Raw genomic sequence first — 24,460 nt, 5'->3', positions numbered from 1 at the left:
CGTATCGATATAAAAAAATCAGGAAATCTTTCCGTGGCATTGCTTGTATTTCTTGCCGGAACCACAGGGGCACGGGTCGTTACGCCCTACCTTTTCACTGACGCGGCGCGGTACATTGGCCGCTGCGGCTGCAGAGTCCTCCGCTTGGACAGAGGCGTCATCCCCTTCAGCATCGGGATGCTGGTACTGTGCATTTTCAAGGTGCGCAGAGGCCTGCTCTTCAAGCTGCTGCTCAACCTGCTGTACCTGCTCTGCAGACTGCACGCGAACGGTCAACAGCACTTTGGCCACTTCGTCGCGAACCCGATTCAGCAAAGCACCGAACAACTCAAACGCCTCGCGTTTGTATTCCTGCTTGGGGTTTTTCTGCGCATAACCGCGCAGGTGAATACCTTGGCGCAGATAGTCCAGCGCAGCCAAATGCTCGCGCCAATGCGTATCAATGCTTTGCAACAGCAAGGTCTTCTCGAACTTGGAGAAAGACTCCAGACCAACCAGCTGCACCTTGGCATCGTAAACTTCGCTGGCCATTTGAAGTACACGCTTCAGGAAGTCTTCGTCCGAACTCTTGGCATCGTCTTCAAGCCATTTGACCAGTGTTGCTTCCAGCTGATATTCATTGCGCAGAACGTTCTCAAGCCCGGCCAGATCCCACTGTTCTTCGACTGATTCCTCAGGCACGTACTCGCGGAACACGGCCTCAAGGGCACCGTGACGCAAATTGCCAATGGTTTCTCGAATTTGGTCTGATTCCAGAATTTCATTGCGCTGGGTGTAAATGATCTTGCGCTGTTCGTTGGACACATCGTCATACTCAAGCAACTGCTTGCGAATGTCGAAGTTGCGGCCTTCCACCTTGCGCTGTGCTGACTCGATGGAGCGGGACACAATACCCGCCTCAATGGCCTCGCCTTCCGGCAGTTTCAAGCGCTCCATGATGGCGCGAACGCGATCACCTGCAAAAATGCGCAGCAACTGGTCTTCCATCGACAAGTAGAAGCGGGATGAACCGGCATCGCCCTGGCGGCCGGCACGTCCACGCAGCTGGTTGTCAATACGCCGGCTTTCATGGCGCTCGCAACCAATGATGTGCAAACCACCGGATTCAAGCACGGCCTGGTTGCGCAGCTTCCATTCCGCGCGGGCTTTTTCAATGAGTGCGGGCTTCTGCGCTTCATCGATCTCGGGATTGTTTTCAATCCCGGCGAGCTCCCGCTCCAGGTTGCCGCCCAGTACGATGTCGGTTCCCCGACCAGCCATGTTGGTCGCAATCGTGATTGCCTTTGGGCGACCCGCCTGGGCCACAATTTCGGCTTCACGCTCGTGTTGCTTGGCGTTCAGTACGTTGTGCGGCAGCTTTTCCTTTTCAAGAAAGGTCGCGATCAGTTCCGAGTTTTCAATCGAGGTGGTACCCACCAGCACGGGCTGGCCGCGCTCGTAGCAATCCTTGATATCTTCAAGAATTGCATTGTATTTTTCACGCGCGCTTTTGTAGATTTTGTCTTGCGCGTCTTTGCGCTGAACAGGGCGGTGCGTGGGGATGATGACCGTTTCAAGCCCATAAATGGACTGGAATTCAAAGGCTTCAGTATCAGCAGTACCGGTCATGCCCGACAGCTTTTTGTACATCCGGAAGTAGTTCTGGAATGTGATGGAAGCCAGGGTCTGGTTTTCAGCCTGAATGCGTACCCCTTCCTTGGCCTCAACCGCCTGGTGCAAACCATCGGACCAGCGGCGGCCCGGCATCAGACGGCCGGTGAATTCGTCCACGATGATGACTTCACCGTTCTGAACCACATAATGCTGGTCTTTGTGAAACAGGTTGTGCGCGCGCAATGCCGCCATGACATGGTGCATCAGCGAAATATTCGCTGCGTCGTAAAGGCTTGCGCCTTCGGGCAGAAGGCCCATTTGACTGAGGATCTGCTCGGCCTTTTCATGGCCGGATTCACTCATCTGGATCTGGTGACCTTTTTCATCGACATAAAAGTCGCCTTCAATCTCGGGCTCGCCTGGACGCTGCTCTTCTTTCATGCGCACCAGGCTTTTGGGAAGACCATCGAGCTTGCGGTACATTTCCGTGTGGTCGTCGGCCTGACCCGAGATGATCAAGGGCGTGCGTGCCTCATCGATCAAAATCGAGTCCACTTCGTCGACAATCGCGTAGTTCAGCCCGCGCTGCACACGCTCGCCCACGCTGTACACCATGTTGTCACGGAGGTAATCGAAACCGAATTCGTTGTTGGTGCCGTATGTGATGTCTGAGGCGTAAGCGGACTGCTTTTGATCATGTGGCATGCGCGACAGGTTGCAACCTACGCTCAAACCCAAAAACCCGTACAGCTTGCCCATCCAGGCCGCATCACGCGAGGCCAGGTAATCGTTCACGGTAATCACGTGAACACCCTTGCCTTCCAGCGCATTGAGATAAGCCGGCAAAGTCGCAACCAGGGTCTTTCCTTCACCCGTCCGCATTTCGGAAATTTTGCCTTGGTGCAGGGCCATGCCGCCAATCAGTTGAACATCGAAGTGCCGCATGCCAAACACGCGCACACTGGCTTCACGCACGACAGCGAAAGCCTCGGGCAGCAGGGCGTCGAGTGTTTCACCTTGAGCAAGTCTTGCCTTGAATTCGTTGGTTTTGGCGCGCAGTGCATCGTCGCTCAGGGCCTGAATGGTCGGCTCAAGCGCGTTGATCTGGATGACGGATTTTCGGTAGGTTTTCAGCAACCGTTCGTTGCGGCTACCAAAAAGCTTTTTAAGAGTGTCTGTGATCATAGTGTCGGCTGGTTCGACCCCGGAGGGCCTGAAAGTCAATCGACCGGTTTTGAGTCCGGTCGATTCCAAAAACAGCCTAGAAGTTTAGCACGGGCAGCCTAGTCAAGCGGCAATGGAGCGCGTTCCGAGAATAAGCCGTTCAAGGCAGTAATGGTGGCAGGCCCTGGTCGGGGAAGTCCATGCTTTTCAAGGAATTTATTGGGGTCTTGCGCCACACCGTCCACCCGCACTTCAAAATGCAGATGAGGGCCTGTTGAACGCCCCGTATTGCCGACCAAGGCAATTTTTTCGCCCAGACGAACGATGTCGCCTGGCTGCACCAACAACTTGGAAGCGTGCGCATACCGTGTTGTGGTCTTGTTGTTGTGCTCGATTTCGATCATATTGCCGTAACCGGGGTGCCACTTGGCTTCCACGACCACGCCAGCGGCGGCTGCCAGAATCGGTGTCCCCGTGGGTGCGATGAAGTCGATGCCTTCATGACTTGCTCGCCGACCTGTGAACGGGTCAATTCGATTGCCAAAATTGCTAACCGCGATCGTGTCCGTCAAGGGAGACTCATTGGGCACACTCAAGAACTTGACCCGGGCAGTTTGCAGATCGGCATCGATTACACTGAAAACATCCGCCTGACGCTCAATTTGCCTGGCCACATCCGTCAAGGTGTCCTTGACTTCCCGATAGCTAAGGGACTTTTCATCTTTGTGCCGCAGCCCCCCCTGGCCCAATTGCTCAGTCAGGGTCACTTGTGAGTCCAAACCGTTGGATTTCAAAAGCCGCACGCTGACCGCATCGAGACGAGCCAATTGAGCACGCATTTCTGCAAGGCGAATGGCCATTGCATCCAGTGGGCTGCCCGTTTCAGAAACAACATGGTGCTTGGCCAGTTGGCGTGAATATACAATGTCCTGAATGACAGGTATGTCTTCACCAAATCTGGCAGCCAGATACAGGCCGGCCATGGTGAAACCACTTGCCGTGAGGACAAGCAATGCAGACAACAATACAATGTGGCTTTTCTTGATACTGAATACACTGGTGCGAGAAAAAGGACCCCGCATAAGGATTAACTGCATGTATAACCTCCTCAATCCGCGTAGCGAACCGAACTTACCCACTTTTTAACGGGTTTTAGCGAGAACACCAGGTGAAATCCAAGCATTCCGCACTATCACCCCTAGCGAGCCTGATGCAGGAACCGCAAACAAGCTCTCTGATCACTCAAGCGGCGCAATCACGTCGACTGGAGAAAATCATCCACACCTGGCCATCTTTGCGTGGCGTTACATTCAGCGTGGGACCCGTCAAAAAGGACAAACTAAAAATTTTCGTGTCAACACCGGCAGCGCTGACACGCCTTAGGCAGTCGCTACCTAGCCTGATTCAACATTTGCAGAATTCGAGCATGAATATAAACGATATTCAGCTACAGATACAAACCAATCCACTGACTTCGAAACAACTGGAAAGACGCCCCAAGAAGGCGGTGTTCTCGGATGCAGCGAAAAAAGCCTGGCTGGATCTCGAGAACAGGCTTGAAGACTCTCCGATCAAGGAGGCCACTCAAGCCCTGAACAAGCACCACAAATTCAAGTGAAACTTCGTTAACGGTTGAAGGATACCTGATTTTTCAGGATCTGATGCTTGTTTAGAATTGACGCCAATCAGGCCACAGCCCAATCGGCACGAAATACTGTGGGGGTTTCCCTGACACTTTCAAAAGTAACCACTTCGTAGGCACTCGGATCCTTGATCAGAGCCCGAATCAACTGGTTATTCAAGCCATGCCCCGAACGGAATGCCTGATATTCACCAATAATGGGATGACCAATCACGTACAAGTCACCGATGGCGTCCAGCACTTTGTGTTTGACAAACTCATCGTCGTAACGCAATCCGTCCGGATTCAGGATGCGGTATTCGTCCATCACAATGGCATTGTCAAGGTTGCCACCTAGCGCCAGGCCAAGGTTGCGCAGGGTTTCAACGTCTTGGGTGAAACCGAAAGTGCGCGCGCGTGCAATGTCGCGGGTGAAAGATGTGCTTGAAAAATCAATCTCGACCATTTGCCCGGTTTTGTCGATAGCCGGGTGACCAAAATCGATTTCAAACTTCAACCGAAAGCCTTCATAAGGCCTCAGGCTGGCGTATTTCAGTCCCGCCCCTTGCCCTTCACGTATTTCAATTGCTTTTTTGACCCGAATGAATTTTTTAAGCGCAGATTGCTCGACCAAACCGGCCTGCTGGATCAGAAAGACAAAAGAGATTGCACTGCCATCCATGATCGGCACTTCGACTGCGGTGAGGTCAATGTAAGCATTATCAACACCCAAGCCACACAGGGCGGACATCAAGTGTTCAATTGTGGATACCTTGGCCCCGTCTTTCTCGAGGGTTGAGGCCATGCGCGTGTCACCAATGGCCAGCGCATTGACGGGAAAATCCACAGGCTCGGGCAAATCAACCCGTCTGAATACAATCCCGGTGTCAGGAGGTGCGGGGCGCAAAGTCATGGTCACCCGTTTGCCTGAATGCAAACCGATGCCCGTGGCACTCAACACCTGTTTTAGGGTTCTCTGTTTCACACAACATTCCTTGAATTGTCATCGAAGTGTAACCACCCGGACTCTTCAACCCAAGATTTTTCGTGGAGGTCAAGCTCAAAATGGGTTAAAAACAGGGTAAAAGTGTCGCAAAAGTGCACGATTTACCCTGCTTTTCACAGCATATTCAAATCTGGGACAAAAGCTTCTCGGCCGTGCTCACCTCAAATGCGCCGGGAGCGTCCAGATTCAGTTGTTTCACCACTCCATCTTGAACCAGCATGGAATAGCGCTGTGAGCGCAGACCCAGACCACGTGCGGTCAAGTCGAACTCCATCCCGATTTTTTTGGTGAACTCGGCTGATCCATCAGCCATCATCCTTACCTTGCCGTCGGCGCCCTGAGACTTGCCCCAAGCACCCATCACGAACGCGTCGTTGACGGAAATGCACCAGATCTCATCCACGCCTTTGGCCTTGAATGCATCGGAATTTTCGATAAAACCAGGCACATGCTTGGCGGAGCAGGTCGGCGTGTAAGCGCCGGGCAACGCCAGAATTGCGATGGTTTTGCCAGCAGCTTCCTTTTGAACCTCAAACGCGTTGGGGCCCAGCGAACAACCCGCTGTTTCTTCATGAAAAAACTCGAACAGTGTTGCGCTGGGCAACTTGTCACCAATCTGAATTGTCATTTTTACTTCTCCACCAAAACTACAAACATACACCAGACAAGCGACCTGGGACAGGCAGGGCATTCACAGTCTTCGGCAAAACTGCGTACTTTTCCACCCTGCCTATCCGCAGGTGTTGATAGGACACGGGTCCCCCGAACATACTCTCGAGAAACCAATCGCTTGCGCAGAAACCACTACGGTCTCATTTAATCTGCTTGACGACGCAAGAATGCTGGAATGTCAAAACGATCCATGCCACTGTCTTGCAACGCTTGCACTCGGGTTGCGGCGCTGTCACGAGGATTGCGGAACACGGCGGGGGTTTCGTAGTTTATCCCGCCCTGCTGTCCACCTACAGCATCAAATGTACCTGTACGAGCTGCCGGCTGGTATTGCTCAGCCTGTACCAGAGTAGGTTTGGCCACCTTGCGACCCAAGCCTGTTGCAACCACTGTTACACGCAGATCGTCGCCCATTGTTTCATCGTAGGCTGTACCAAAAATAACCGTGGCATCTTCCGCAGCGTAGGCACGAATGATGTTCATGACTTCTTTGGTTTCTTTCAACTTGAGACTTTTGCTTGAAGTGATGTTGACCAGAACGCCACGCGCTCCAGACAAATCCACACCTTCCAGCAATGGGGAGGCAATGGCTTGCTCGGCGGCTTCACGCGCCCGGTCAGGACCATTGGCCGTCGCGGTGCCCATCATGGCTTTGCCCACTTCCGACATGATTGTTTTCACATCTTCGAAGTCGACGTTCACATTGCCTTCAACATTGATGATTTCAGCAATGCCGGCGCAGGCGTTGTGCAACACGTCGTCGGCTGCAATGAAGCAGTCTTCCTGGGTTGCGTCGTCACCGACCACTTCCAGCAGCTTTTCGTTCAACACGATGATCAGTGAATTGACTTTACTGGACAACTTTTCCAAACCTTCTTCTGCTGCTTTGCAACGCTTGGTGCCTTCAAATTCGAAAGGCTTGGTGACCACAGCAACTGTCAAAATACCCAATTCTTGCGCCACTTCGGCAACCACCGGGGCTGCACCAGTACCGGTTCCACCACCCATGCCTGCAGTGATGAACACCATGTGCGCGCCACGCAGTGCGTCGCGAATGCGGTCACGGTCTTCCTCGGCGGCTTGACGACCTGCCTCAGGTTTGGCACCTGCACCCAAACCGGTTTTACCCAACTGGATCAGCACATTGGCTTTGGTTTTGGCCAAAGCTTGTGCATCGGTGTTGGCACAAATGAATTCAACATTTTGTACACCCTGCGCAATCATGTGCGCCACGGCATTGCCGCCCGCACCGCCTACGCCAACAACCTTAATGACAGTCCCTTGGGTTTCTGTCTCGAGAATTTCAAATGACATGGTGTTTGCCTCCTATCTAGCAAAAATTGAGATCGCCGAAAAAAATCAATATTAAAAATTACCCAAAAACCACTCTTTCATTTTCTGTACTGTCTGCTTCAGGCCACCGCCTTGAGATGCAACGCGGCGACCACGCAAGTGCTGTGCGCGCGCTTCATGCAACAATCCCATGGCAGTTGCAAAACGGGGGGTGCGAACCATGTCCGCCAGACCGCCCGTGTATTCGGGTACGCCAATGCGCACTGGTTTCATGAAGATGTCCTCGCCAAGCTCTGCAATGCCGGGCATCAAACTGGTACCACCGGTCAGCACCACACCGGAAGAAAGCAATTCTTCGTAGCCTGACTCGCGCAAGACCTGCTGCACCATCAAGAACAACTCTTCAAGCCGCGGTTCGATGACAGCGGCAAGTGCCTGTTTCGACAAAGTACGTGGATCGCGCTCACCGATACCGGGTACGTCGATTTTTGCATGCGGGTCAGCTAGCACTTGCTTGGCTACACCATGGCGCAACTTGATTTCCTCAGCGTCGGGTGTAGGTGTACGCAAAGCAATTGCAATGTCATTGGTGATTTGGTCGCCAGCAATCGGAATCACTGCGGTGTGTCGAATTGCGCCACCAGTGAATACAGCGATGTCAGTGGTGCCACCGCCAATGTCGATCAGCGCTACGCCCAACTCTTTTTCATCTTCAGTGAGAACAGCCATGCTGGAGGCCAAGGGCTGCAACATCAGGTCTTGGACTTCAAGTCCGCAACGGCGAACACATTTCACGATGTTCTGCGCAGCCGACACAGCACCGGTGACAATGTGCACACGCGTCTCCAGACGCACACCGCTCATGCCCAGTGGTTCGCGCACATCTTCCTGCCCATCCACAATAAACTCCTGGGGCAACACATGCAGAATTTGCTGGTCGGTGGGAATGTTCACCGCTTTGGCGGTTTCAATCACTCGGGCCACATCGGCCTGTGTCACTTCCCGTTCCTTGATCGCGACCATGCCCGAGGAGTTGAAACTCCGGATGTGGCTACCTGCAATACCTGTCAGTACGGTTTTGATTTTGCAATCGGCCATCAACTCCGCTTCTTCCAAGGCCTGTTGAATGGAATGCACCGTGGACTCGATGTTGACAACTACCCCCTTCTTTAGTCCGCGGGATTCATGCTGCGCTACGCCGATGACCTCGAAGCGTCCATCTGGCAATAGCTCTGCGACCATGGCCACTACTTTTGCAGTGCCGATGTCCAGTCCAACGATCAAATCTTTTGGCTCTTTGTTCATGGTGCCCAATTTCAATTTTTCAGATTCAATTCAATTTCACGCTTGAAACGCCAGTGGGTTTTGACACCGCCAAACGTTCGCCCTTTACTGCCACACCCCGTGGGTAGCGCAGGTCAATGCCCTGCACCACTGCCATTACCTGGCTTTGTATTTTTGGATAGACCGCCAGCAGCCGATCCATTTTTTGTTCAATGCTGAAGTTTTCCTGTTCACGGCCCAGTTCAATCGTGATGCCTGTGTCGGTCTGAATCGACCAGGCGTAGCGGTCCGACAGCTCAACACGTGCAGGCCACATACCCAGCCCTTTCAACTTTTCGATACTGGACACATACATTTTCGACACCAGCAACTCACTGCCGGCAGGGCCGTTCAACACTGAGAGCTTTTGGTCATCGCCCACCTCGGCTAGGTTTGCGGAAAACACCTCACCGAAGGTGTTGACCAAGCGGGTCTCACCCCACAAAGCCAAAGGGGTATGCCCCTGAATATTGATCTTGAGCCCACTGGGCCAAGTGCGTTGAACAACCGCTTTGCGCACCCAGGGCTGCGCTTCAACCTGCTCACGCACTTTTTGCAAATTCGCAGAGAAAAAAGTCCCTTCGATTTTGGGCAGCACATTGGCTTTGAATCCGATCAGATTGACCCGATCCACATCACCAACCAGTTCAACGCGCTTGAGTTCAAACACGGGACGTTGAATCAACCATTGAATGCACGCATAGCCCAGCAGCACCAAAGCAAGCGCTGAAAACAGGCCGGCAATGATGCTCATGAGTTTGTCGTCATTCCAGATGGCGCTCAACATTCAGCGTGTTCCCCCCACATTCAAACCTGAGGCTTTCAAACTTGCGCTGGCTGCAATCTGCAACACCAGTTGGTCATAGTCCACGCCACTGGCCCGCGCACTCATCGGTACGAGCGAGTGATCGGTCATGCCAGGGGATGTATTCATTTCCAGAAGCCACGGCTTGCCGCCTTCATCCACCAGAACATCTGCACGACCCCAGCCGGCACAGCCCAAGACCTGGTAGGCCTTCACGCAGAGTGCCTGGACCTCAGCTTCAAATTCCGGAGTCAAACCACTGGGACAAAAGTATTTTGTTTCATTACCAATGTATTTGTTGTGGTAATCGTAGTTGCCTTCGGGTGCTTGAATCCGGATAACTGGCAGAGCGTATGCGGAATTCCCTGCACCCATCACAGGCACGGTCAACTCCTGACCACTGACAAATTTTTCTGCGAGCACATTCGGGTCGTACTTGAACGCCAACTCAAACGCAGCTTGCAACTGCTCCACTGTTTTTACCTTGGTCAAACCCAGCGTGGAACCTTCCTGCGCAGGCTTAACTATCAGCGGTAAACCCAAGCGTTTGACCACTGCATCCACATTGAAACCGGGCTCAAGTCGCACGTAATCAGGCGTGGACAAACCTTGGCTAATCCAGGCTGCCTTGGTCAAAATCTTGTCCATGGCCAAAGCAGATGCAGTCACTCCGCTGCCAGTGTAGGGAATGTTCAACCACTCCAGAACACCTTGAATGGTGCCGTCTTCACCAAAACGACCATGCAGGGAAATGACCGCGCGATCGAACCCACCCTGAGCAAGCTCAATCATGCCGCGTTCGGCCGGATCAAAACCATGAGCGTCCACACCATTTCGCTGAAGTGCAGCCAACACCATGGCACCTGATTTCAATGACACTTCCCGCTCGGCAGAACGTCCACCGAACAACACCACGACTTTGCCGAGGTTTTTGGGATCGACAGAGTTAGTCATGCCGTTGCTCCTTGTGACTGAGCCACCAATCGACCAGGCAAACCGCCAATCGACCCGGCACCCATCGTGATCACCAAATCGCCATCACGGGCTATATTCAAAATCGTACTTTCCATCTCATTCATGTCTTCAACAAAAACAGGTTCAGTTCGCCCAGCAACACGCACAGCGCGCGCCAACGAGCGCCCGTCTGCAGCCACAATGGGGGCTTCACCAGCGGAATACACTTCCGACAAAATCACCAGGTCTGGGGTACCCAAGACCTTCACAAAATCTTCAAAGCAGTCCCGGGTACGGGTATAGCGATGTGGCTGAAAGGCAAGCACCAGACGTTTGTCAGGGTAGGCGCCACGCGCGGCCGCGAGTGTAGCAGCCATTTCAACGGGGTGATGACCATAGTCATCGACCACCACGAAATGCCCTCCCTCTTTGGCGGCCACCTCGCCGTAATGCTGAAAGCGACGTCCCACGCCATTGAATTTTTCAAGCGCGCTGACAATGGCTTCGTCTGCCACGCCAATTTCTGTGGCCACTGCAATGGCGGCCAGTGAATTACGAACGTTGTGATCACCGGGCAAATTCAAGGTGATATCCAGCGGGGCTTCGTCCTCGCGCAGCACCGTGAATTTCATTTGGCCTTGGCAAGCCTGCACGTTGACAGCTCGAATTTGAGCCTGCTCCGACAGGCCGTAAGTCACGATTGTTTTTGAAACGAAGGGCATGATTTCCCGGACACAGGGATCATCCACGCACACAGCAGCTACGCCATAGAAAGGCAGACGCTGGGTGAACTCGACAAAAGCCTGTTTCAGCCGTGCAAAATCATGGCCATAGGTTTCCATGTGATCCGCGTCAATGTTGGTAATGACCGCAATCACAGGCATCAGGTTCAGAAATGAAGCATCCGATTCGTCAGCCTCAACCACCATGAATTCGCCAGTACCCAACTTGGCATTGGCACCCGCAGAATTCAGTCGCCCCCCAATCACGAAAGTGGGGTCAAGCTTTCCTTCAGCCAAAATACTGGCCACAAGACTGGTTGTGGTTGTTTTGCCGTGTGTACCGGCCACTGCAATACCCTGCTTCAAGCGCATCAACTCAGCCAACATCACAGCACGGGGTACAACCGGTACACGAGCAGCACGGGCTGCAAGCACTTCCGGGTTGTTTCCGCTCACCGCCGTGGAGGTGACCACCGCATCGGCCCCTTCAATGTTTGTTCGCTCATGCCCTGTGAACACAGTGGCACCGAGTCGTGCCAAGCGCTGTGTGACAGCTGAATCAGCAAGGTCGGATCCACTGACTTTGTATCCAAGATTGATGAGCACTTCGGCAATGCCGCTCATGCCTGAGCCACCGATACCGACAAAATGAACGTGTTTGACTTTGTGTTTCATAGGTGTCTCATACCTTTGCAACCTGTTCGATGTGATTTGCCACATCCTTTGTGGCGTGTGGTTTTGCCAATGCACGCGCACGTTCTGCATGCGCAAGACAGGCTTCACGATCAAGACCACGCAACCAATTGGCCAGCCAGTTGGAATCGAGCTTGTTTTGCTGGCACAACCAGGCCGCATTGTCTTTAATCAAGAAGCCGGCATTGTGTGTCTGGTGGTCATCCACCGCATGGGGAAAGGGCACAAACAATGCCGCCACCCCGATGGCTGCCACTTCTGCAACTGTCATGGCGCCGGCGCGACAAATTACGACATCAGCCTGGGCCATGGCTTGGGCCACGTCATCAATAAATGCAACAAGCTCACCCTGAACACCTGCCGACTCATAGTTACGCTGCAACGCGGGCAGGTTTTTTTCTCCTGACTGGTGCACCACCTCGGGCCGCTGTGATGTTTCTATTTGCGCCAACGCTTTGGGAACGACCTCATTCAGGGCTTGCGCCCCAAGACTGCCACCCAGCACCAGCAACTTGAGCGGGCCTGAACGACCTTCAAATCGGGAAGCAGGATCAGGCTGGCCAGCAATCAATTCACGAACAGGGTTGCCCACCCAGTTGGAGTTGGGCAAAGCCTGTGGAAAAGCCACCAGATTCCGGTTAGCCAGTTTGGCCAACAGCTTGTTGGTTAGTCCTGCAACAGAGTTCTGCTCGTGAACGACCAAAGGAATATTCAACAAACTGGCCATCATGCCCAGGGGAAAAGCCACATAACCACCCATTCCCAAAACCACCGACGGCCTGGTGCGACGCAAGATCTGAATTGAAGTCCAGAAGGCTCTCAACAGCTTGACTGGCATGAACATTTGCTGGAGCAAACCCTTTCCGCGAAAACCTGAAAACACGAGGGTATTCAGCGTCAAGCCCTGGGAGGGCACAAGCCGCCCTTCCATCGCCTCAGGGTTACCTGCCCATTGAACTTGCCAACCACGGGCCTGCAATTCGGAAGCCACGCTCAGCCCTGGGAAAATATGCCCGCCCGTGCCACCGGCAACAATCAACGCCAATCGATGGGGCTTGTTCACGCTGCACCTCCACGCATCATGGTGCGGTTCTCGAAGTCAATCCGAAGCACCAAAGCCAAAGCAGCACAAGTCACCAAAATGGCAGAACCGCCATAACTCATCAGTGGCAGGGTCAAACCCTTGGTGGGTAACACGCCCAAATTTACGCCCATGTTGATGAAACACTGCACAGCGATCCAGATACCAACACCCTTGGCCACCAGACCAGAGAAGGTTCGCTCAAGCGCAATGGCTTGCGCGCCGACAGCAAAGCATCGCTTCACGATGTACAGGAACAGAAGAATGACAATGGTGACACCCACAAACCCAAGCTCCTCACCGATGACAGCCAGCAAGAAATCCGTATGCGCTTCGGGCAGGTAATGCAGCTTTTCCACACTGCCACCAAGGCCAACACCAAATACCTCTCCTCGCCCAAAGGCAATCAGGGAATGGGACAATTGGTAAGCCTTGTTCAAGGCGTTGTCACCCTCCCACGGGTCGAGATAGGCCAACAGACGAGCGCGTCGATAATCGCTGAAAGCAATCAATAGTGCGAAAGCTGCGCTGAGTGCAAACAAAACACCAAAAAACACCCGTGCGTTGATACCGCCCAAAAACAAGATTCCGAAAACCACGGTCACGATCACGATGAACGCACCCATGTCTGGCTCAAGCAAGAGCAACATGCCCACCAGGAACATGGCCATGAACATGGGAAACAACACCTTTCCAAATCGCTGCATGTAGGCCTGCTTGCGCACCGTGTAGTCCGCTGCATAAATAATTGCGCACATTTTCATCAGCTCGGACGGCTGAATGTTTAGCACATACAGTGAGAGCCATCGACGGGCACCGTTGACTTCTTTCCCAATCCCCGGAATCAGAACCAGAATCAGCAAGGCGATACAACACAGAAAAACCAGCGGTGCCAGTTCTTGCCAGGTTTTCATGGGGATCTGGAACACGCAAAAGGCTGCAGCAAAAGCTACAGCGATCGAAAACGCGTGGCGCACGAGAAAGTGCGTTGTTTGATAGTTGGCATATTTGCTTGAATCAGGGAGCGCCACTGTGGCGGAGTACACCATGACCAGCCCCAAAAACAACAATGCAAGCGCGGCCCAAATCAACCCTTGATCGATGGATCGAGCGGCACCGGTACCTTGCTTGACACCGTACATTGAAGCGGCCGACATGCCGCCACCACTCGCAGTTGCGGGTATCAGGCTTTTGAACTGCATGTTGACTGGATCTTTCTTGCCCCACTTTCCTAGCATGGCTGCCCCCTGTCAGCAGCATGTACCTTGACTGCTTCCACGAAAACCTCAGCTCGGTGCACATAGTTTCGGAACATGTCGAGGCTGGCACAAGCCGGGCTCAACAACACACAATCGCCCGCTGTGGCTTTCAGTGTTGCCAGTTGAACAGCCTGCTCAAGACTGTCCGCTTTTTCACAAAGAACTTGCGCCGGTTCAAGAGCAGCGATCAAGCTATCGGCATCTTTTCCGATCAAGACAACATGTTTGCAGTAATGGGCCACGGGCTGCACCAGGGGAGAAAAATCCTGGCCCTTGCCATCACCGCCTGCGATCAATACTGTGGGTTTGGCCAGACCATTCAGGGCCGCCACCGTTGCGCCCACATTGGTGCCTTTGCTGTCGTCAAAATAATCAACACCATCAATTTGCACGATGTGCTGAACACGATGAGGTTCGCCTTGGTAGCTGCGTAATCCGTGCAGCAGTTTCGCCATTGGTAGACCTAGCCCCTGGCAAATGGCCAGCGCGGCCAGTGCGTTGCTTGCATTATGCAAACCCGCCACCTGCAAGGCCTCTGTAGGCATCAGCAACTTCTGGGTCAGTTCAATTTCTTCCGGCTTTCGGCGACGCGCAGTACCCGCGCTTTCCTGATCGCCAACCAGCTGGGCAAGCCACAACATGCCCCCTTCACGCACCAGACCAAAATCATTGGCCTTCACCGGCGCACTGACCCCAAAAGTCACCACGCTGGATTCGATTGGCACTGGCGCACTCGCCACAAGCCCATCATCGCGATTGAGCACGCACACGCCGTTTTCAGAGAAAATCCGGAATTTGTCGCCAGCGTATTCCTGCATGTCCGCATGCCAGTCAAGGTGATCCTGCGTGATGTTCAACACAGTTGAGGCATCAAACCGAAGACGCTTGGTCCAGTGCAACTGGAAACTCGACAGCTCAAGGACCCACAAATCAGGCAACTCATTTTTGTCCAGCTGCTCGCGCAGGGCATCCATGGCTGCAGGGCTGATGTTGCCTGCTGCAACAGCATGTTTTCCTGCAAACCGGGCCAGGCACTCCACCATGCGTGTGGTGGTGGTTTTTCCATTGGTGCCGGTAATACCCACAACCTGTGGCGTGTAACCACGGTCGTTAGCCAAAGCCTTCAATGCATCGGCGAACAGATCCAGTTCGGAATCAACCAGCGTGCCGTGTTGCCCGGCCTGTTCAAGCACGGCAACCATCAGCGGATGCGAAGGTGGTAAACCTGGCGACACAACCACTCGGTGAAAATCCCAAACCAAGCCATCAAGCGCATTCACCAGACGGACGTTTGGCTCAATGGCCTGCAATTCCCGCAATCCGGGTGGCGTTTCGCGGGTGTCAATGACCGTCAGGCGTGCGCCCTGCGCCAACGCCCAGCGCGCGCAGGCGAGTCCAGACTCGCCGAGCCCGACTTGCAACACCGATTGATCACGAAACAGATTCAACATAAAGACGCTTTAACTCGATTTCAACGCAGTTTCAAAGTGGACAAACCGATCAAGACCAAAATCATGGTGATGATCCAGAAACGCACGACCACCTGGGTTTCCTTCCAGCCACTCAATTCGTAATGATGGTGAAGGGGCGCCATTCGAAACACGCGTTTGCCACCGCTGTATTTGAAGTACAAAACCTGAATCATTACCGACAGGGTTTCAGCCACAAACACGCCACCCATGATGAAGAGCACCACCTCTTGGCGAACAATCACCGCGACAGTGCCCAGCGCACCACCCAAGGCCAGCGCACCCACATCGCCCATGAACACCTGGGCTGGATAAGCGTTGAACCAAAGGAAAGCGAGACCGGCGCCCGCAATGGCTGCGCAGAACACCGCCAGCTCACCAGCGCCTGGAATGAAAGGCAGCAACAGGTACTTGGAATACACGGCATTGCCTGCAACGTAAGCAAAAATGGCCAAAGCTGATGCCACCATGACAGTTGGCATGATAGCCAAACCATCCAGCCCGTCTGTCAGATTGACCGCGTTACTGGTCCCTACGATGACGAAATACGTCAGCGCAATAAAGCCCCACACACCGAGCGGGTAGCTGATGGACTTGAAAAACGGGACAATCAGGTCTGCATTGTTGGGCAGATGCATTGAAAATCCGCTTTGAATCCACTGCACGAAAATATCGAATACTTCCTGTCCACTTTGTGCTGACACAGCAAAGGCCAAGTAAAAAGCACAGATCAAACCCACAACACTTTGCCAAAAGTATTTCCATTTGGCAGGCAAGCCTTTGGGGTTGCGATAGACCACTTTGCGGTAATCATCGACCCAGCCAATCCACCCAAAACCAAAGGTAACCAGCATCACCACCCACACAAACCGATTAGACAAATCCGCCCACAGCAAGGTCGAAATACCAATACCGATCAGCACCAGCGCACCGCCCATGGTTGGAGTACCCGCCTTAGCCAAATGGGTTTGTGGGCCATCGTCACGAACAGACTGGCCAATTTTGTATTGAGTCAACTTCCGGATCACCATCGGACCCGCAACCAAACCCACCAGCAAAGCTGTTGCGCAGGCCATGACCGCACGCAGGGTCAGGTAGTTGAAAACACCGAAAGCCCGAATGTCCTGAGCAAGCCATTGCGTGAGTTCAAGAAGCATGCTTTGTCTCCGCGGTGTAATGTTGAACCAGCGCCTGCACAACACGTTCCATTTTCATGAAGCGTGAGCCCTTCACCAGCACGGACCAACGGCCCTGACTTGTAGTACTCATGGTTTGATTTATCAATTGATCGATTGTGTTGAAATGATGCGCCCCCTCTCCGAAGGCACGTACTGTGTGTTGAGTGGCCTCTCCGATGGCATATACGCTGTGTACACCCGCCTGTCTGGCAAATTGCCCGACCTCTGCATGGTATTCATCGGATTGGTCGCCCACTTCGCCCATATCGCCCAGCACCAGCAGTGTGTTTCCTTGTTCGGCAGCCAACACCTTGCTGGCTGCATTGACAGAGTCCGGATTGGCGTTGTAACTGTCATTGATCAGCAGCAATGAAGGCATATTCAGCACAATCTGCAAGCGCCCGTTCACTGGCTGGAAATTCTCAAGACCAGCCTGAATGGCCTGAGCACTGCAACCGGCCACATGGGCTGCGGCAGCTGCGCCTGCGGCATTCGCGTAATTGTGTTCTCCGATAAATGTCGGTTGCAACGTAATTGGGTTACCTGCTGCATTCAGGACAGCCCAGCCTTTTTCACCCGTCAGGCTTAACGGCTGCAGTTCGAAATCAGCGCCTGCACCAAAACGCAATGCAGTTGCGCCGGTTGACTGATCAAGCCAGGTCGACTCAAATTCTTCTGACACTGGGAAAACTGCTACACCTTCCGGTGGCAAATGTGAGAACGCGCTGCCATTTTCCCGGGCCACGGCCATCACGGTTTTCATGAACTCTTGGTGCTCACGCTGGGCGTTGGTCAGAAGGACCACGTCTGGCTTCACCAAACTGGCCAGGTAATCGATTTCACCTGGGTGATTCATGCCCATTTCAATCACGGCTACCTGATGAGAATCACGCAGCTTCAATAAGGTTTGCGGCACACCAATGTCATTATTCAAATTGCCTGCGGTCACCAACACCTTGTCGGCACCGAACTGTGATTTGCAAATGCTTCCCAACATTTCCTTGCTGGTGGTTTTTCCATTGCTGCCCACCACCGCCAACACCTTGATGTTGAACCGATGTCGCCACGCACTGGCCAAGGCCCCCAAAGCAACACGTGTATCTTTCACTACAAACTGGGCAGCCGGTACATCGAGCAATCGGTTGGTAACCAATGCACACGCTCCGGCCTGAACCACTTCTGAAGCAAAATCATGTGCATCAAAACGCTCACCAGCCAGGCAAACAAACAGGTCACCTGGGGCGACCTGCCTGCTATCAGTTTGCACCAGACGAACGGAGCCGCTGACAGACAGTACGGGCTCAAGCAACTGGCCAACCAACACGTCGCCAATTTCGTTCAGATCCCAATTCATCTCAAGCATGGGGCACCTCGCTTGGCGAGCATGGCTTGGGCACATTCAGCATCCGAATGCTGGATCACCTGCTGCCCAATGGTTTGCGTATTCTCATGGCCTTTGCCAGCCAGCAGCACAACATCCTGAGGATCTGCATTGCCAATTGCAAACTCGATGGCCTGAACCCGGTCTGGCTCGATTGTCACCACACTACACAAAGCCGGGTCTAAGCCGACTTGAATTTCCTTGATGATGTCTTCCGCGTTTTCACTTCGAGGATTGTCCGAAGTCAGCACCACTCGGTCTGAATTCGCCAAAGCCACGGCACCCATGATCGGGCGCTTGGCTCGATCCCGATCACCGCCACAACCGAACACCACCCACAGCTTGCCTTTGAGTTGAGTCGCATACGGTTGAATGGCTTTCAGGGTTTTTTCCAAGGCATCTGGGGTGTGCGCGTAGTCCACAATGACAGCGGGCTGCCCTTCAATTCGCTGCATGCGGCCAGGCGCCGGTGTCACGTTATCGAGGGCTGACAACAGCTTTTCCGGTGCATGACCCAATTGGCTTAGGGTTGCGAACACCAAGGCCAGGTTTTCTGCATTGAACCGACCAATCACAGGTGATTCAATTTCTGCCAGTTCATCGTTATACCTCAAACAAATTCGCTGACCTTTGTTTGTGGCCGAGGCGCCAACGATCTGACAAGCTGCCGCCGGGTCAGTGCCCACAGCCACACAGTTTACTTTTCTGCCCTCAACCACGGACTTGAACTGCACTCCAACAGGGTCGTCACTGTTCACTACGGCAAAACGCAGGGTAGGCCAGTTTGCAAGTATCAACTTGGACCGGGCATAAGCCGCCATGTCGCCGTGGTAATCGAGGTGATCCTGAGACAGGTTGGTAAATACAGCCACATCAATCCTGACGTTGGCCAGGCGACACTGATCGAGACCAATTGATGAAGCCTCAATACACACCGTGTCAAACTGCTGGCCACGCAGCACATGCAACAGATGATGCACACCCACCACATCGGGCGTGGTCAAGCCTGTGTGAGCTTTCAGATCATCGGGCTCGCCGTATCCCAAAGTTCCAATCACTGCAGCTTTCTGCCCCAAACCATTCAGCGCCTGTGCCAACCAGCGAGTGACCGTTGTTTTTCCGTTGGTTCCGGTAACCGCGATCACAGTCATTTCGGCACTGGCGGTTTTGTAATACCCACTGGCCAGGTCGACCAACATGCCTTTCAGATTCATAACGGGAACCACGCTTGCACTTTGATAGGCTCGCTGGTCGTCGTAATCCACCAAAACCAAACCGCATCGCTGGTTGCTCAACAAATCGTCTGCAAGATTCCGGGGATCAAACTTGTGCCCAGGCACTGCGAGAAACACATCCCTTGGCCCGGTAAGCCGACGGTGATCAGTCACCAACGCTGAACAATCCGCATAAAAACCACGTTCATGCAATTCGGCCAGAACTTCAGACACAGAGTGCAGGTAGGCGCTGATCACAACTGCCTCCCTGAGGGTGCAGAAACCATTTTGCGCAGCTGGCTGGCTGGCTCAATTGCATCGGGCTGAACATTCAATCGGGTAAGAACACTTTTGGTAATGACCGAAAAAATCGGTGCTGCCACCAGGCCACCGTAATACACACCACTCTTCGGTTCATCAACCATGATCGCCACGATCACTCTGGGATCGGAAACCGGCGCCAAGCCCACGTAAGACGACACATACTTGTTGATGTAACGTCCACCTTCCTGCTTGTGTGCCGTTCCTGTTTTACCTGCGACCCTGTAGCCTTGAACTTGTGCCTTCGGCGCGGTACCTTCCGGTCCGGATGCCAGCTCAAGCATGTGCAACATGCTGTCTGCCACCTGCGCACTAACCACCTGATGAGACACCACGGAGTCTTGTGGGCCGCGCTTGACCAATGAAGCAGGCACAAACTGACCCTTGTTTGCAAAGATGGTGTACGACTGGGCGAGCTGAATCAGTGACACTGAAATACCATGGCCATAGGACATGGTGGCTTGTTCAATGGGACGCCATTTGTTCCAGGGACGAACCCGACCTGCAACAGAACCGGGAAACGCGATGGATGGCGTTTGCCCAAAACCCAGCTGGTTGAAAAAGTCCCAAAGATCCTTGCGTTCAATTTCAAGAACAATTTTTGAAGTGCCAACGTTGCTGGATTTTTGAATGATTTCCTCAACGGTCATCACGCCATGCGGCTTGGTGTCAGTGATGGTTGCCGGGCCAATCGACATGCGTCCATTGCCCGTGTCTATTTTTGTGGAAGCTTTCACCTTGCCCTGGTTCATCGCCAATGCAACGCCAAAGGGCTTCAAGGTTGAGCCCGGCTCAAACATGTCTGTGAAAACACGATTGCGAAGCTTTTCGCCATGCAACTGGCCTCGGCTGTTGGGGTCATAGGTTGGAATGTTGGCCATGGCCAGCAACTCACCTGTTTTCGCATCCAGCACCACCGCGGCAGCGGCTTTGGCCTTGTGGAACTCCACAGCTTTTTTCAATTCGGACAGCACGATGTACTGCACATCTGCGTCTACAGAGAGCACCAAATCCTGGCCATTCACCGGGGGGCGCAGTTCACGAATGTCTTCAATCACATTGCCAAGGCGGTCGCGGATCACATTTCGCTCTCCATCCACACCGGTCAGGTGCGCGTTAAAAGCCAGCTCAACCCCCTCCTGGCCTTTGTCTTCAATGCTGGTGAATCCTACAAGGTGCGCCATTGTTTCACCCTGCGGGTAATAGCGCTTGCTTTCAGTAATAAAGCCAAGTCCCGGGATTTTCAGCGCCTTTGCTTTCTGTGCAACATCTGAATCGACCTGGCGGTCCAGATACACAAAAGCCCGTTTGTTATCGGCACGCATCTGTTTGATCATGCGATCTGATTTCAAGCCAAGAATTTCCGCCAGCTTGCGCAGCTCATCGTCTTTTGCCTCACCAATTCGGCGTGCGTCGTACCACACAGCCTGTGCCGGAACACTTTGCGCCAGAACAACCTTGTTGCGATCCAGCAGACTGCCGCGATTGGCCTGCAACGGCAAAGTGCGCTCAAGACGCTTGGCTCCCTGCTCTTGCAGGAAATCATTGGAAATAATCTGGAGGTACGCAGCGCGAGCGATCAGACCTGCGAACGCGAGAAAGATAAACAGCAAAACAAAACGCGACCGCCACGCAGGCAATCGCATTTCAAGCAAATCTGAACCACCAAACCGGACTGCTTTACTCATATTGAAAGCCCCCGTCCAATGGCATAAAGACAACCGATCCGGGTGCAGGCGGACTCATACCCAATTCGGTTCTTGCAACCGCATCCACACGCTCGCCCTTGGCCAGTGTCACCTGTTGTAACTGAAGACGGGTGAATGCCACCTCTATCTGGTGTTCAGCCTGTTGCTCCTGACCCAACGCCACAAACAGGGATCGAGCAGCATGTTGCTGCTCAACCACCACCATTGCGCAGAAGATCACCAAAGCCAGCAGAAAAATATTCAGTCTGCCCATACAGCCCTCTTTCCCGAAGACGCGGCGGGCAACTCGGCCAATTTCTCAGCCACACGCAGCACGGATGAACGCGAGCGTGGGTTCAACTCTGACTCTTCACGCGTGGGCTTGATTCGCTCCAGCTTTTTCATCAAGGGCATAGGCTCGGGCAACGGCAACTTCCTCAACCGCGCATCTTGCTGTGATTTAGGGTTGGCCAGCTTTTCAATAAACTGCTTGGTAATGCGGTCTTCAAGGGAGTGAAAACTGATGACCGCCAGGCGACCACCTACCTTCAAGCGCTTGAATGCTGCCGTTAAACCTTGTTCGAGCTGCGCAAGCTCCTGGTTGACGTGAATCCGTAAAGCCTGAAAGGTGCGCGTTGCAGGGTCCTGGCCCGGCTCCCTCGTGCGAACTGCCCCTGCCACGATCTGGGCAAGGTCGAGTGTTGTAGCGATCGCCCGCTCCTCGCGGCGAGCAACAATCGCTGCTGCAATCTGAACAGCAAACCGTTCTTCCCCATAATTTTTTATTACCTCTTTGATTTCCCGAGCCTCGGCCCGAGCAAGAAAATCGGCCGCAGACTCTCCAGTCTGTGGATCCATTCGCATGTCCAGGGGGCCGTCCCTGCGAAAGCTGAAACCCCGGTCGGCTTGATCAATCTGTGGGGAGGACACGCCAATGTCCATCAAGATGCCATCTACCTGATCCAAACCCAATGAGTCCAAGGCAGATTCCAGATCCGCAAAAGCACAACGCACCCCTTGAAACCGGGCGTCTTCAATCTGGCCCATGGCTTGAACCGCCTGTGGATCACGATCAAGGGCAATCAGTCGACCTGCTGTTGACAGCTTGGCCAACAGTGCGCGGCTGTGTCCGCCACGACCAAAGGTACAGTCCAGATAGACACCATCAGGATGATGCAACAGGGCATCAACCGTGGGCTGCAGAAGCACGGGAATGTGTTCGAAGGTGCTGGCCATTAGAAGCTGAATTCGTTCAGTGCTTCAGGCATGCCTGCAGCAATTGCCTTTTCCTCTTCCACACGCAGCAACGTGGAATCCCAAACTTCAAAGTGACTGCCCATGCCCAACAACATGACCTCTTTGCTTAGCGAGGCAGCCTCGCGCAATTCCGGGGAAACCAGAATTCGACCCGCCGAGTCAATTTCCACATCGGTTGCAAAACCAAGAAAAATTCGCTGCCAGGGGCGCGCAGACATGGGCCATGCCGCGATTTTCTCGCGATGTTGCTCCCACACAGGGCGCGGAAACATCAGCAAACAGCCATTGGGGTGTTTTGTCAGCGTCAAGGCTCCCTCACATTGCGCAAGCAATGCGTCTCGATGCTTTTGCGGCACGTTCATGCGCCCTTTTGCATCCATCGACAAGGAAGAACTACCCTGATACACGCGAATTAAATCCCCACAAAATTACACAAATCCCCACGAAACACCACTGTACGCATTCTGAAATAAGTGGTCAAGCCATTCTCGAGAGAAAACGCTTTACAACCAAGGACTTAGAGTAACTTTTGAGAAATATGAAAAAGAAAAATCGAAGAAAAATAAAGACATAAAGACAACACTGAAAGTAATGTCTTAAGAAAAGCAGAGGGGAGTCAAATTCTTTCGGGGGATGGGGAAAGCGCGCCTGTAAGCCGGATTCTGTTCCTTGGCCTTTCGGCCAGGGTGACAATCATTCCTCTAGGCTGAAAATTACTCTTCAGCTCAAGCCACCTACCCGCGCGCCCGGGGAGCGCCGTCAGTGCCGAAACACTTGCGCGCCTATTTGGTGTTGCTCCAAGTGGGGTTTACCTAGCCAGCCTTGTCGCCAACGCTGCGGGGGTCTCTTACACCTCCGGTTCGCCCTTGCCTGTGAAAGTTTCCTTTCCATCGGCGGTGTGTTTTCTGTTGCACTTTCCGTCGCCTTCGGCTTTGTTTCCAAAACCTGTAGCGCCTGGCCGTTAGCCAGCACCGTGCTCACTGGAGTCCGGACTTTCCTCCCCCCGATTAATCGGGCAGCGATTGTCCAACGCACTTTCCGAGAGCAAGTGTAGACGCATCAAAGGCAAATGCCAATCTTTCATGGGGCGAAGAACCCTTGGGTGTTGGCTTGGCACGATAAACCGAGCGATCGTTATAATAACCAAGCTGATTCGACTCTTCAAACCATCCCGGAATACCCATTACAGGAATGGGGCTGAAATTCGCAGGATCCTGAATTTGGCCAATCACCGAGTCAAGCAAGGCTGGCAAGCTCGACTCAAAGCCGTCCAACGAAGGCAGCAGCACGGGAATGGCCTTCGCACACAACCCGCGATGAGGGTTGTGAAGGCTGTCCAGCAACCCGTGACCGAACACCAATAGGCGGGCACGCTGATCCCAGTGCTTCCGTTCGTATACAAACAAAGTTTCCCAGTCCTGGTCCAGCAAGGCATCTCTGACGATTGCATTCGTGGTCAACAGCAACGCACCGCTTTCATCAAACAGTGTCAGGGCATCCCGAAGCCGGCTTCGACCATTTGAAGTCCGTACAGATTGACGATCGGAGTCTTCAATATGGGCCGCGTTGATACGCTGCTTGGCTTGGGCAAAACGCAGCCACACCAAACCGTTGTACCAGTCATGGCCTAGATCACGCGTTGGAATTTGGCCCTTATGCACGCAGCGCTCGTAATCCAGCGCACCCAAAGCCTCGAAGGAGGCTACAAATCGGGGAAGATGGTGTGCAACCACCTCTTCTCGCCACGCATTCAACATCAATGCCAC

The 24,460-nt window shown here is 53.4% G+C and carries 20 protein-coding genes, 1 other RNA gene and 1 pseudogene; 1 reads left to right on the top strand and 21 read right to left on the bottom strand.

All coding sequences use genetic code 11. From position 1 onward, the window contains the following. Positions 1 to 18 precede the first annotated feature (18 nt). Both secA and RGQ30_RS02445 read right to left on the bottom strand, forming a co-directional pair. Entirely contained in the window at positions 19 to 2,778 is a 2,760-nt protein-coding gene (gene secA, locus RGQ30_RS02450; RefSeq protein WP_130558494.1) for a preprotein translocase subunit SecA, read from the bottom strand. Between the two features lie 98 nt (positions 2,779 to 2,876). Further along, a complete protein-coding gene (locus RGQ30_RS02445; RefSeq protein WP_298218694.1) occupies positions 2,877 to 3,854 on the bottom strand; it encodes a M23 family metallopeptidase in 978 nt (325 codons plus the stop codon). A 329-nt stretch (positions 3,855 to 4,183) separates the two neighbouring features. Here RGQ30_RS02445 and RGQ30_RS02440 point away from each other — a divergent pair, with 329 nt between their 5' ends. After that, positions 4,184 to 4,375: a hypothetical protein gene (locus RGQ30_RS02440; protein WP_130558495.1), complete on the top strand. Its 192-nt coding sequence runs from the start codon at positions 4,184 to 4,186 to the stop codon at positions 4,373 to 4,375. 67 nt (positions 4,376 to 4,442) lie between these two features. Here the strand turns inward: RGQ30_RS02440 and lpxC are convergent, their stop codons facing one another. The 19 genes and pseudogenes from lpxC to RGQ30_RS16130 all read right to left on the bottom strand — a co-directional run. Further along, on the bottom strand, positions 4,443 to 5,363 hold the full coding sequence (gene lpxC / locus RGQ30_RS02435) for a UDP-3-O-acyl-N-acetylglucosamine deacetylase (RefSeq protein ID WP_130558496.1): 921 nt from the start codon (positions 5,361 to 5,363) through the stop codon (positions 4,443 to 4,445). Between the two features lie 145 nt (positions 5,364 to 5,508). Further along, positions 5,509 to 6,012 (bottom strand): peroxiredoxin, encoded by a 504-nt coding sequence (locus RGQ30_RS02430; protein WP_130558497.1) that lies wholly within the window; start codon positions 6,010 to 6,012, stop codon positions 5,509 to 5,511. Positions 6,013 to 6,200: 188 nt separating this feature from the next. Beyond that, positions 6,201 to 7,370 carry a cell division protein FtsZ gene (gene ftsZ, locus RGQ30_RS02425; RefSeq protein WP_130558498.1) on the bottom strand — a complete coding sequence of 390 codons (1,170 nt, stop codon included), beginning with the start codon at positions 7,368 to 7,370 and terminating at the stop codon, positions 6,201 to 6,203. A gap of 51 nt (positions 7,371 to 7,421) precedes the next feature. After that, positions 7,422 to 8,654: a cell division protein FtsA gene (ftsA, locus tag RGQ30_RS02420; protein ID WP_130558499.1), complete on the bottom strand. Its 1,233-nt coding sequence runs from the start codon at positions 8,652 to 8,654 to the stop codon at positions 7,422 to 7,424. Between the two features lie 25 nt (positions 8,655 to 8,679). Beyond that, positions 8,680 to 9,459: a cell division protein FtsQ/DivIB gene (locus RGQ30_RS02415; protein WP_130558500.1), complete on the bottom strand. Its 780-nt coding sequence runs from the start codon at positions 9,457 to 9,459 to the stop codon at positions 8,680 to 8,682. Beyond that, the gene (locus RGQ30_RS02410; protein WP_130558501.1) at positions 9,460 to 10,431 is read right to left on the bottom strand and encodes a D-alanine--D-alanine ligase; all 972 of its coding nucleotides are present in this window, start codon (positions 10,429 to 10,431) and stop codon (positions 9,460 to 9,462) included. Then, positions 10,428 to 11,828, bottom strand: a complete 1,401-nt coding sequence (gene murC / locus RGQ30_RS02405; RefSeq protein ID WP_130558502.1) for a UDP-N-acetylmuramate--L-alanine ligase — start codon at positions 11,826 to 11,828, stop codon at positions 10,428 to 10,430. Before murC ends, RGQ30_RS02410 begins: the two co-directional genes overlap by 4 nt. Positions 11,829 to 11,835: 7 nt before the next feature. Continuing rightward, positions 11,836 to 12,909 carry an undecaprenyldiphospho-muramoylpentapeptide beta-N-acetylglucosaminyltransferase gene (murG, locus tag RGQ30_RS02400; RefSeq protein WP_130558503.1) on the bottom strand — a complete coding sequence of 358 codons (1,074 nt, stop codon included), beginning with the start codon at positions 12,907 to 12,909 and terminating at the stop codon, positions 11,836 to 11,838. After that, positions 12,906 to 14,129, bottom strand: coding sequence for a putative lipid II flippase FtsW (ftsW, locus tag RGQ30_RS02395; RefSeq protein WP_420915169.1), 1,224 nt, complete (start codon positions 14,127 to 14,129; stop codon positions 12,906 to 12,908). The genes murG and ftsW overlap by 4 nt, the downstream gene beginning before the upstream one ends. Positions 14,130 to 14,158: 29 nt before the next feature. Further along, positions 14,159 to 15,637, bottom strand: a complete 1,479-nt coding sequence (gene murD, locus RGQ30_RS02390; RefSeq protein WP_338284682.1) for a UDP-N-acetylmuramoyl-L-alanine--D-glutamate ligase — start codon at positions 15,635 to 15,637, stop codon at positions 14,159 to 14,161. A gap of 20 nt (positions 15,638 to 15,657) precedes the next feature. Next, a complete protein-coding gene (gene mraY / locus RGQ30_RS02385) occupies positions 15,658 to 16,812 on the bottom strand; it encodes a phospho-N-acetylmuramoyl-pentapeptide-transferase (protein ID WP_130558505.1) in 1,155 nt (384 codons plus the stop codon). Further along, complete coding sequence (locus RGQ30_RS02380) at positions 16,802 to 18,196, bottom strand: UDP-N-acetylmuramoyl-tripeptide--D-alanyl-D-alanine ligase (RefSeq protein ID WP_338284681.1); 1,395 nt, start codon at positions 18,194 to 18,196, stop codon at positions 16,802 to 16,804. The genes mraY and RGQ30_RS02380 overlap by 11 nt, the downstream gene beginning before the upstream one ends. Then, positions 18,184 to 19,686: a UDP-N-acetylmuramoyl-L-alanyl-D-glutamate--2,6-diaminopimelate ligase gene (locus RGQ30_RS02375; RefSeq protein ID WP_130558507.1), complete on the bottom strand. Its 1,503-nt coding sequence runs from the start codon at positions 19,684 to 19,686 to the stop codon at positions 18,184 to 18,186. Before RGQ30_RS02375 ends, RGQ30_RS02380 begins: the two co-directional genes overlap by 13 nt. After that, on the bottom strand, positions 19,683 to 21,437 hold the full coding sequence (locus RGQ30_RS02370; RefSeq protein WP_130558508.1) for a peptidoglycan D,D-transpeptidase FtsI family protein: 1,755 nt from the start codon (positions 21,435 to 21,437) through the stop codon (positions 19,683 to 19,685). Before RGQ30_RS02370 ends, RGQ30_RS02375 begins: the two co-directional genes overlap by 4 nt. After that, the gene (ftsL, locus tag RGQ30_RS02365) at positions 21,430 to 21,711 is read right to left on the bottom strand and encodes a cell division protein FtsL (RefSeq protein WP_130558509.1); all 282 of its coding nucleotides are present in this window, start codon (positions 21,709 to 21,711) and stop codon (positions 21,430 to 21,432) included. The genes RGQ30_RS02370 and ftsL overlap by 8 nt, the downstream gene beginning before the upstream one ends. Beyond that, positions 21,699 to 22,673, bottom strand: coding sequence for a 16S rRNA (cytosine(1402)-N(4))-methyltransferase RsmH (gene rsmH / locus RGQ30_RS02360; protein WP_130558510.1), 975 nt, complete (start codon positions 22,671 to 22,673; stop codon positions 21,699 to 21,701). The genes ftsL and rsmH overlap by 13 nt, the downstream gene beginning before the upstream one ends. Continuing rightward, positions 22,673 to 23,101 (bottom strand): division/cell wall cluster transcriptional repressor MraZ, encoded by a 429-nt coding sequence (gene mraZ / locus RGQ30_RS02355; protein WP_130558511.1) that lies wholly within the window; start codon positions 23,099 to 23,101, stop codon positions 22,673 to 22,675. The genes rsmH and mraZ overlap by 1 nt, the downstream gene beginning before the upstream one ends. Before the next feature lie 228 nt (positions 23,102 to 23,329). Beyond that, an RNA gene (rnpB, locus tag RGQ30_RS02350) (RNase P RNA component class A) lies at positions 23,330 to 23,732 on the bottom strand. 83 nt (positions 23,733 to 23,815) lie between these two features. Next, a pseudogene (locus RGQ30_RS16130) lies at positions 23,816 to 24,451 on the bottom strand (DUF3025 domain-containing protein); the annotation flags it as partial. Positions 24,452 to 24,460 lie beyond the last annotated feature (9 nt).

The sequence above is a fragment of the Limnobacter thiooxidans genome (assembly GCF_036323495.1).
Lineage (GTDB): Bacteria > Pseudomonadota > Gammaproteobacteria > Burkholderiales > Burkholderiaceae_B > Limnobacter > Limnobacter thiooxidans.
This window is presented reverse-complemented; position numbering and strand designations above follow the sequence as displayed.

What these genes read in the sequence shown, in the direction of transcription:
- secA (WP_130558494.1), bottom strand. Translation starts at nt 2,778, where the DNA reads ATGATCACAGACACTCTTAAAAAGCTTTTTGGTAGCCGCAACGAACGG.
- RGQ30_RS02445 (WP_298218694.1), bottom strand. Translation starts at nt 3,854, where the DNA reads ATGCAGTTAATCCTTATGCGGGGTCCTTTTTCTCGCACCAGTGTATTC.
- RGQ30_RS02440 (WP_130558495.1), top strand. Translation starts at nt 4,184, where the DNA reads ATGAATATAAACGATATTCAGCTACAGATACAAACCAATCCACTGACT.
- RGQ30_RS02430 (WP_130558497.1), bottom strand. Translation starts at nt 6,012, where the DNA reads ATGACAATTCAGATTGGTGACAAGTTGCCCAGCGCAACACTGTTCGAG.
- ftsZ (WP_130558498.1), bottom strand. Translation starts at nt 7,370, where the DNA reads ATGTCATTTGAAATTCTCGAGACAGAAACCCAAGGGACTGTCATTAAG.
- ftsA (WP_130558499.1), bottom strand. Translation starts at nt 8,654, where the DNA reads ATGAACAAAGAGCCAAAAGATTTGATCGTTGGACTGGACATCGGCACT.
- RGQ30_RS02415 (WP_130558500.1), bottom strand. Translation starts at nt 9,459, where the DNA reads ATGTTGAGCGCCATCTGGAATGACGACAAACTCATGAGCATCATTGCC.
- RGQ30_RS02410 (WP_130558501.1), bottom strand. Translation starts at nt 10,431, where the DNA reads ATGACTAACTCTGTCGATCCCAAAAACCTCGGCAAAGTCGTGGTGTTG.
- murC (WP_130558502.1), bottom strand. Translation starts at nt 11,828, where the DNA reads ATGAAACACAAAGTCAAACACGTTCATTTTGTCGGTATCGGTGGCTCA.
- ftsW (WP_420915169.1), bottom strand. Translation starts at nt 14,129, where the DNA reads ATGCAGTTCAAAAGCCTGATACCCGCAACTGCGAGTGGTGGCGGCATG.
- murD (WP_338284682.1), bottom strand. Translation starts at nt 15,637, where the DNA reads ATGTTGAATCTGTTTCGTGATCAATCGGTGTTGCAAGTCGGGCTCGGC.
- mraY (WP_130558505.1), bottom strand. Translation starts at nt 16,812, where the DNA reads ATGCTTCTTGAACTCACGCAATGGCTTGCTCAGGACATTCGGGCTTTC.
- RGQ30_RS02380 (WP_338284681.1), bottom strand. Translation starts at nt 18,196, where the DNA reads ATGCTTGAGATGAATTGGGATCTGAACGAAATTGGCGACGTGTTGGTT.
- RGQ30_RS02370 (WP_130558508.1), bottom strand. Translation starts at nt 21,437, where the DNA reads ATGAGTAAAGCAGTCCGGTTTGGTGGTTCAGATTTGCTTGAAATGCGA.
- ftsL (WP_130558509.1), bottom strand. Translation starts at nt 21,711, where the DNA reads ATGGGCAGACTGAATATTTTTCTGCTGGCTTTGGTGATCTTCTGCGCA.
- rsmH (WP_130558510.1), bottom strand. Translation starts at nt 22,673, where the DNA reads ATGGCCAGCACCTTCGAACACATTCCCGTGCTTCTGCAGCCCACGGTT.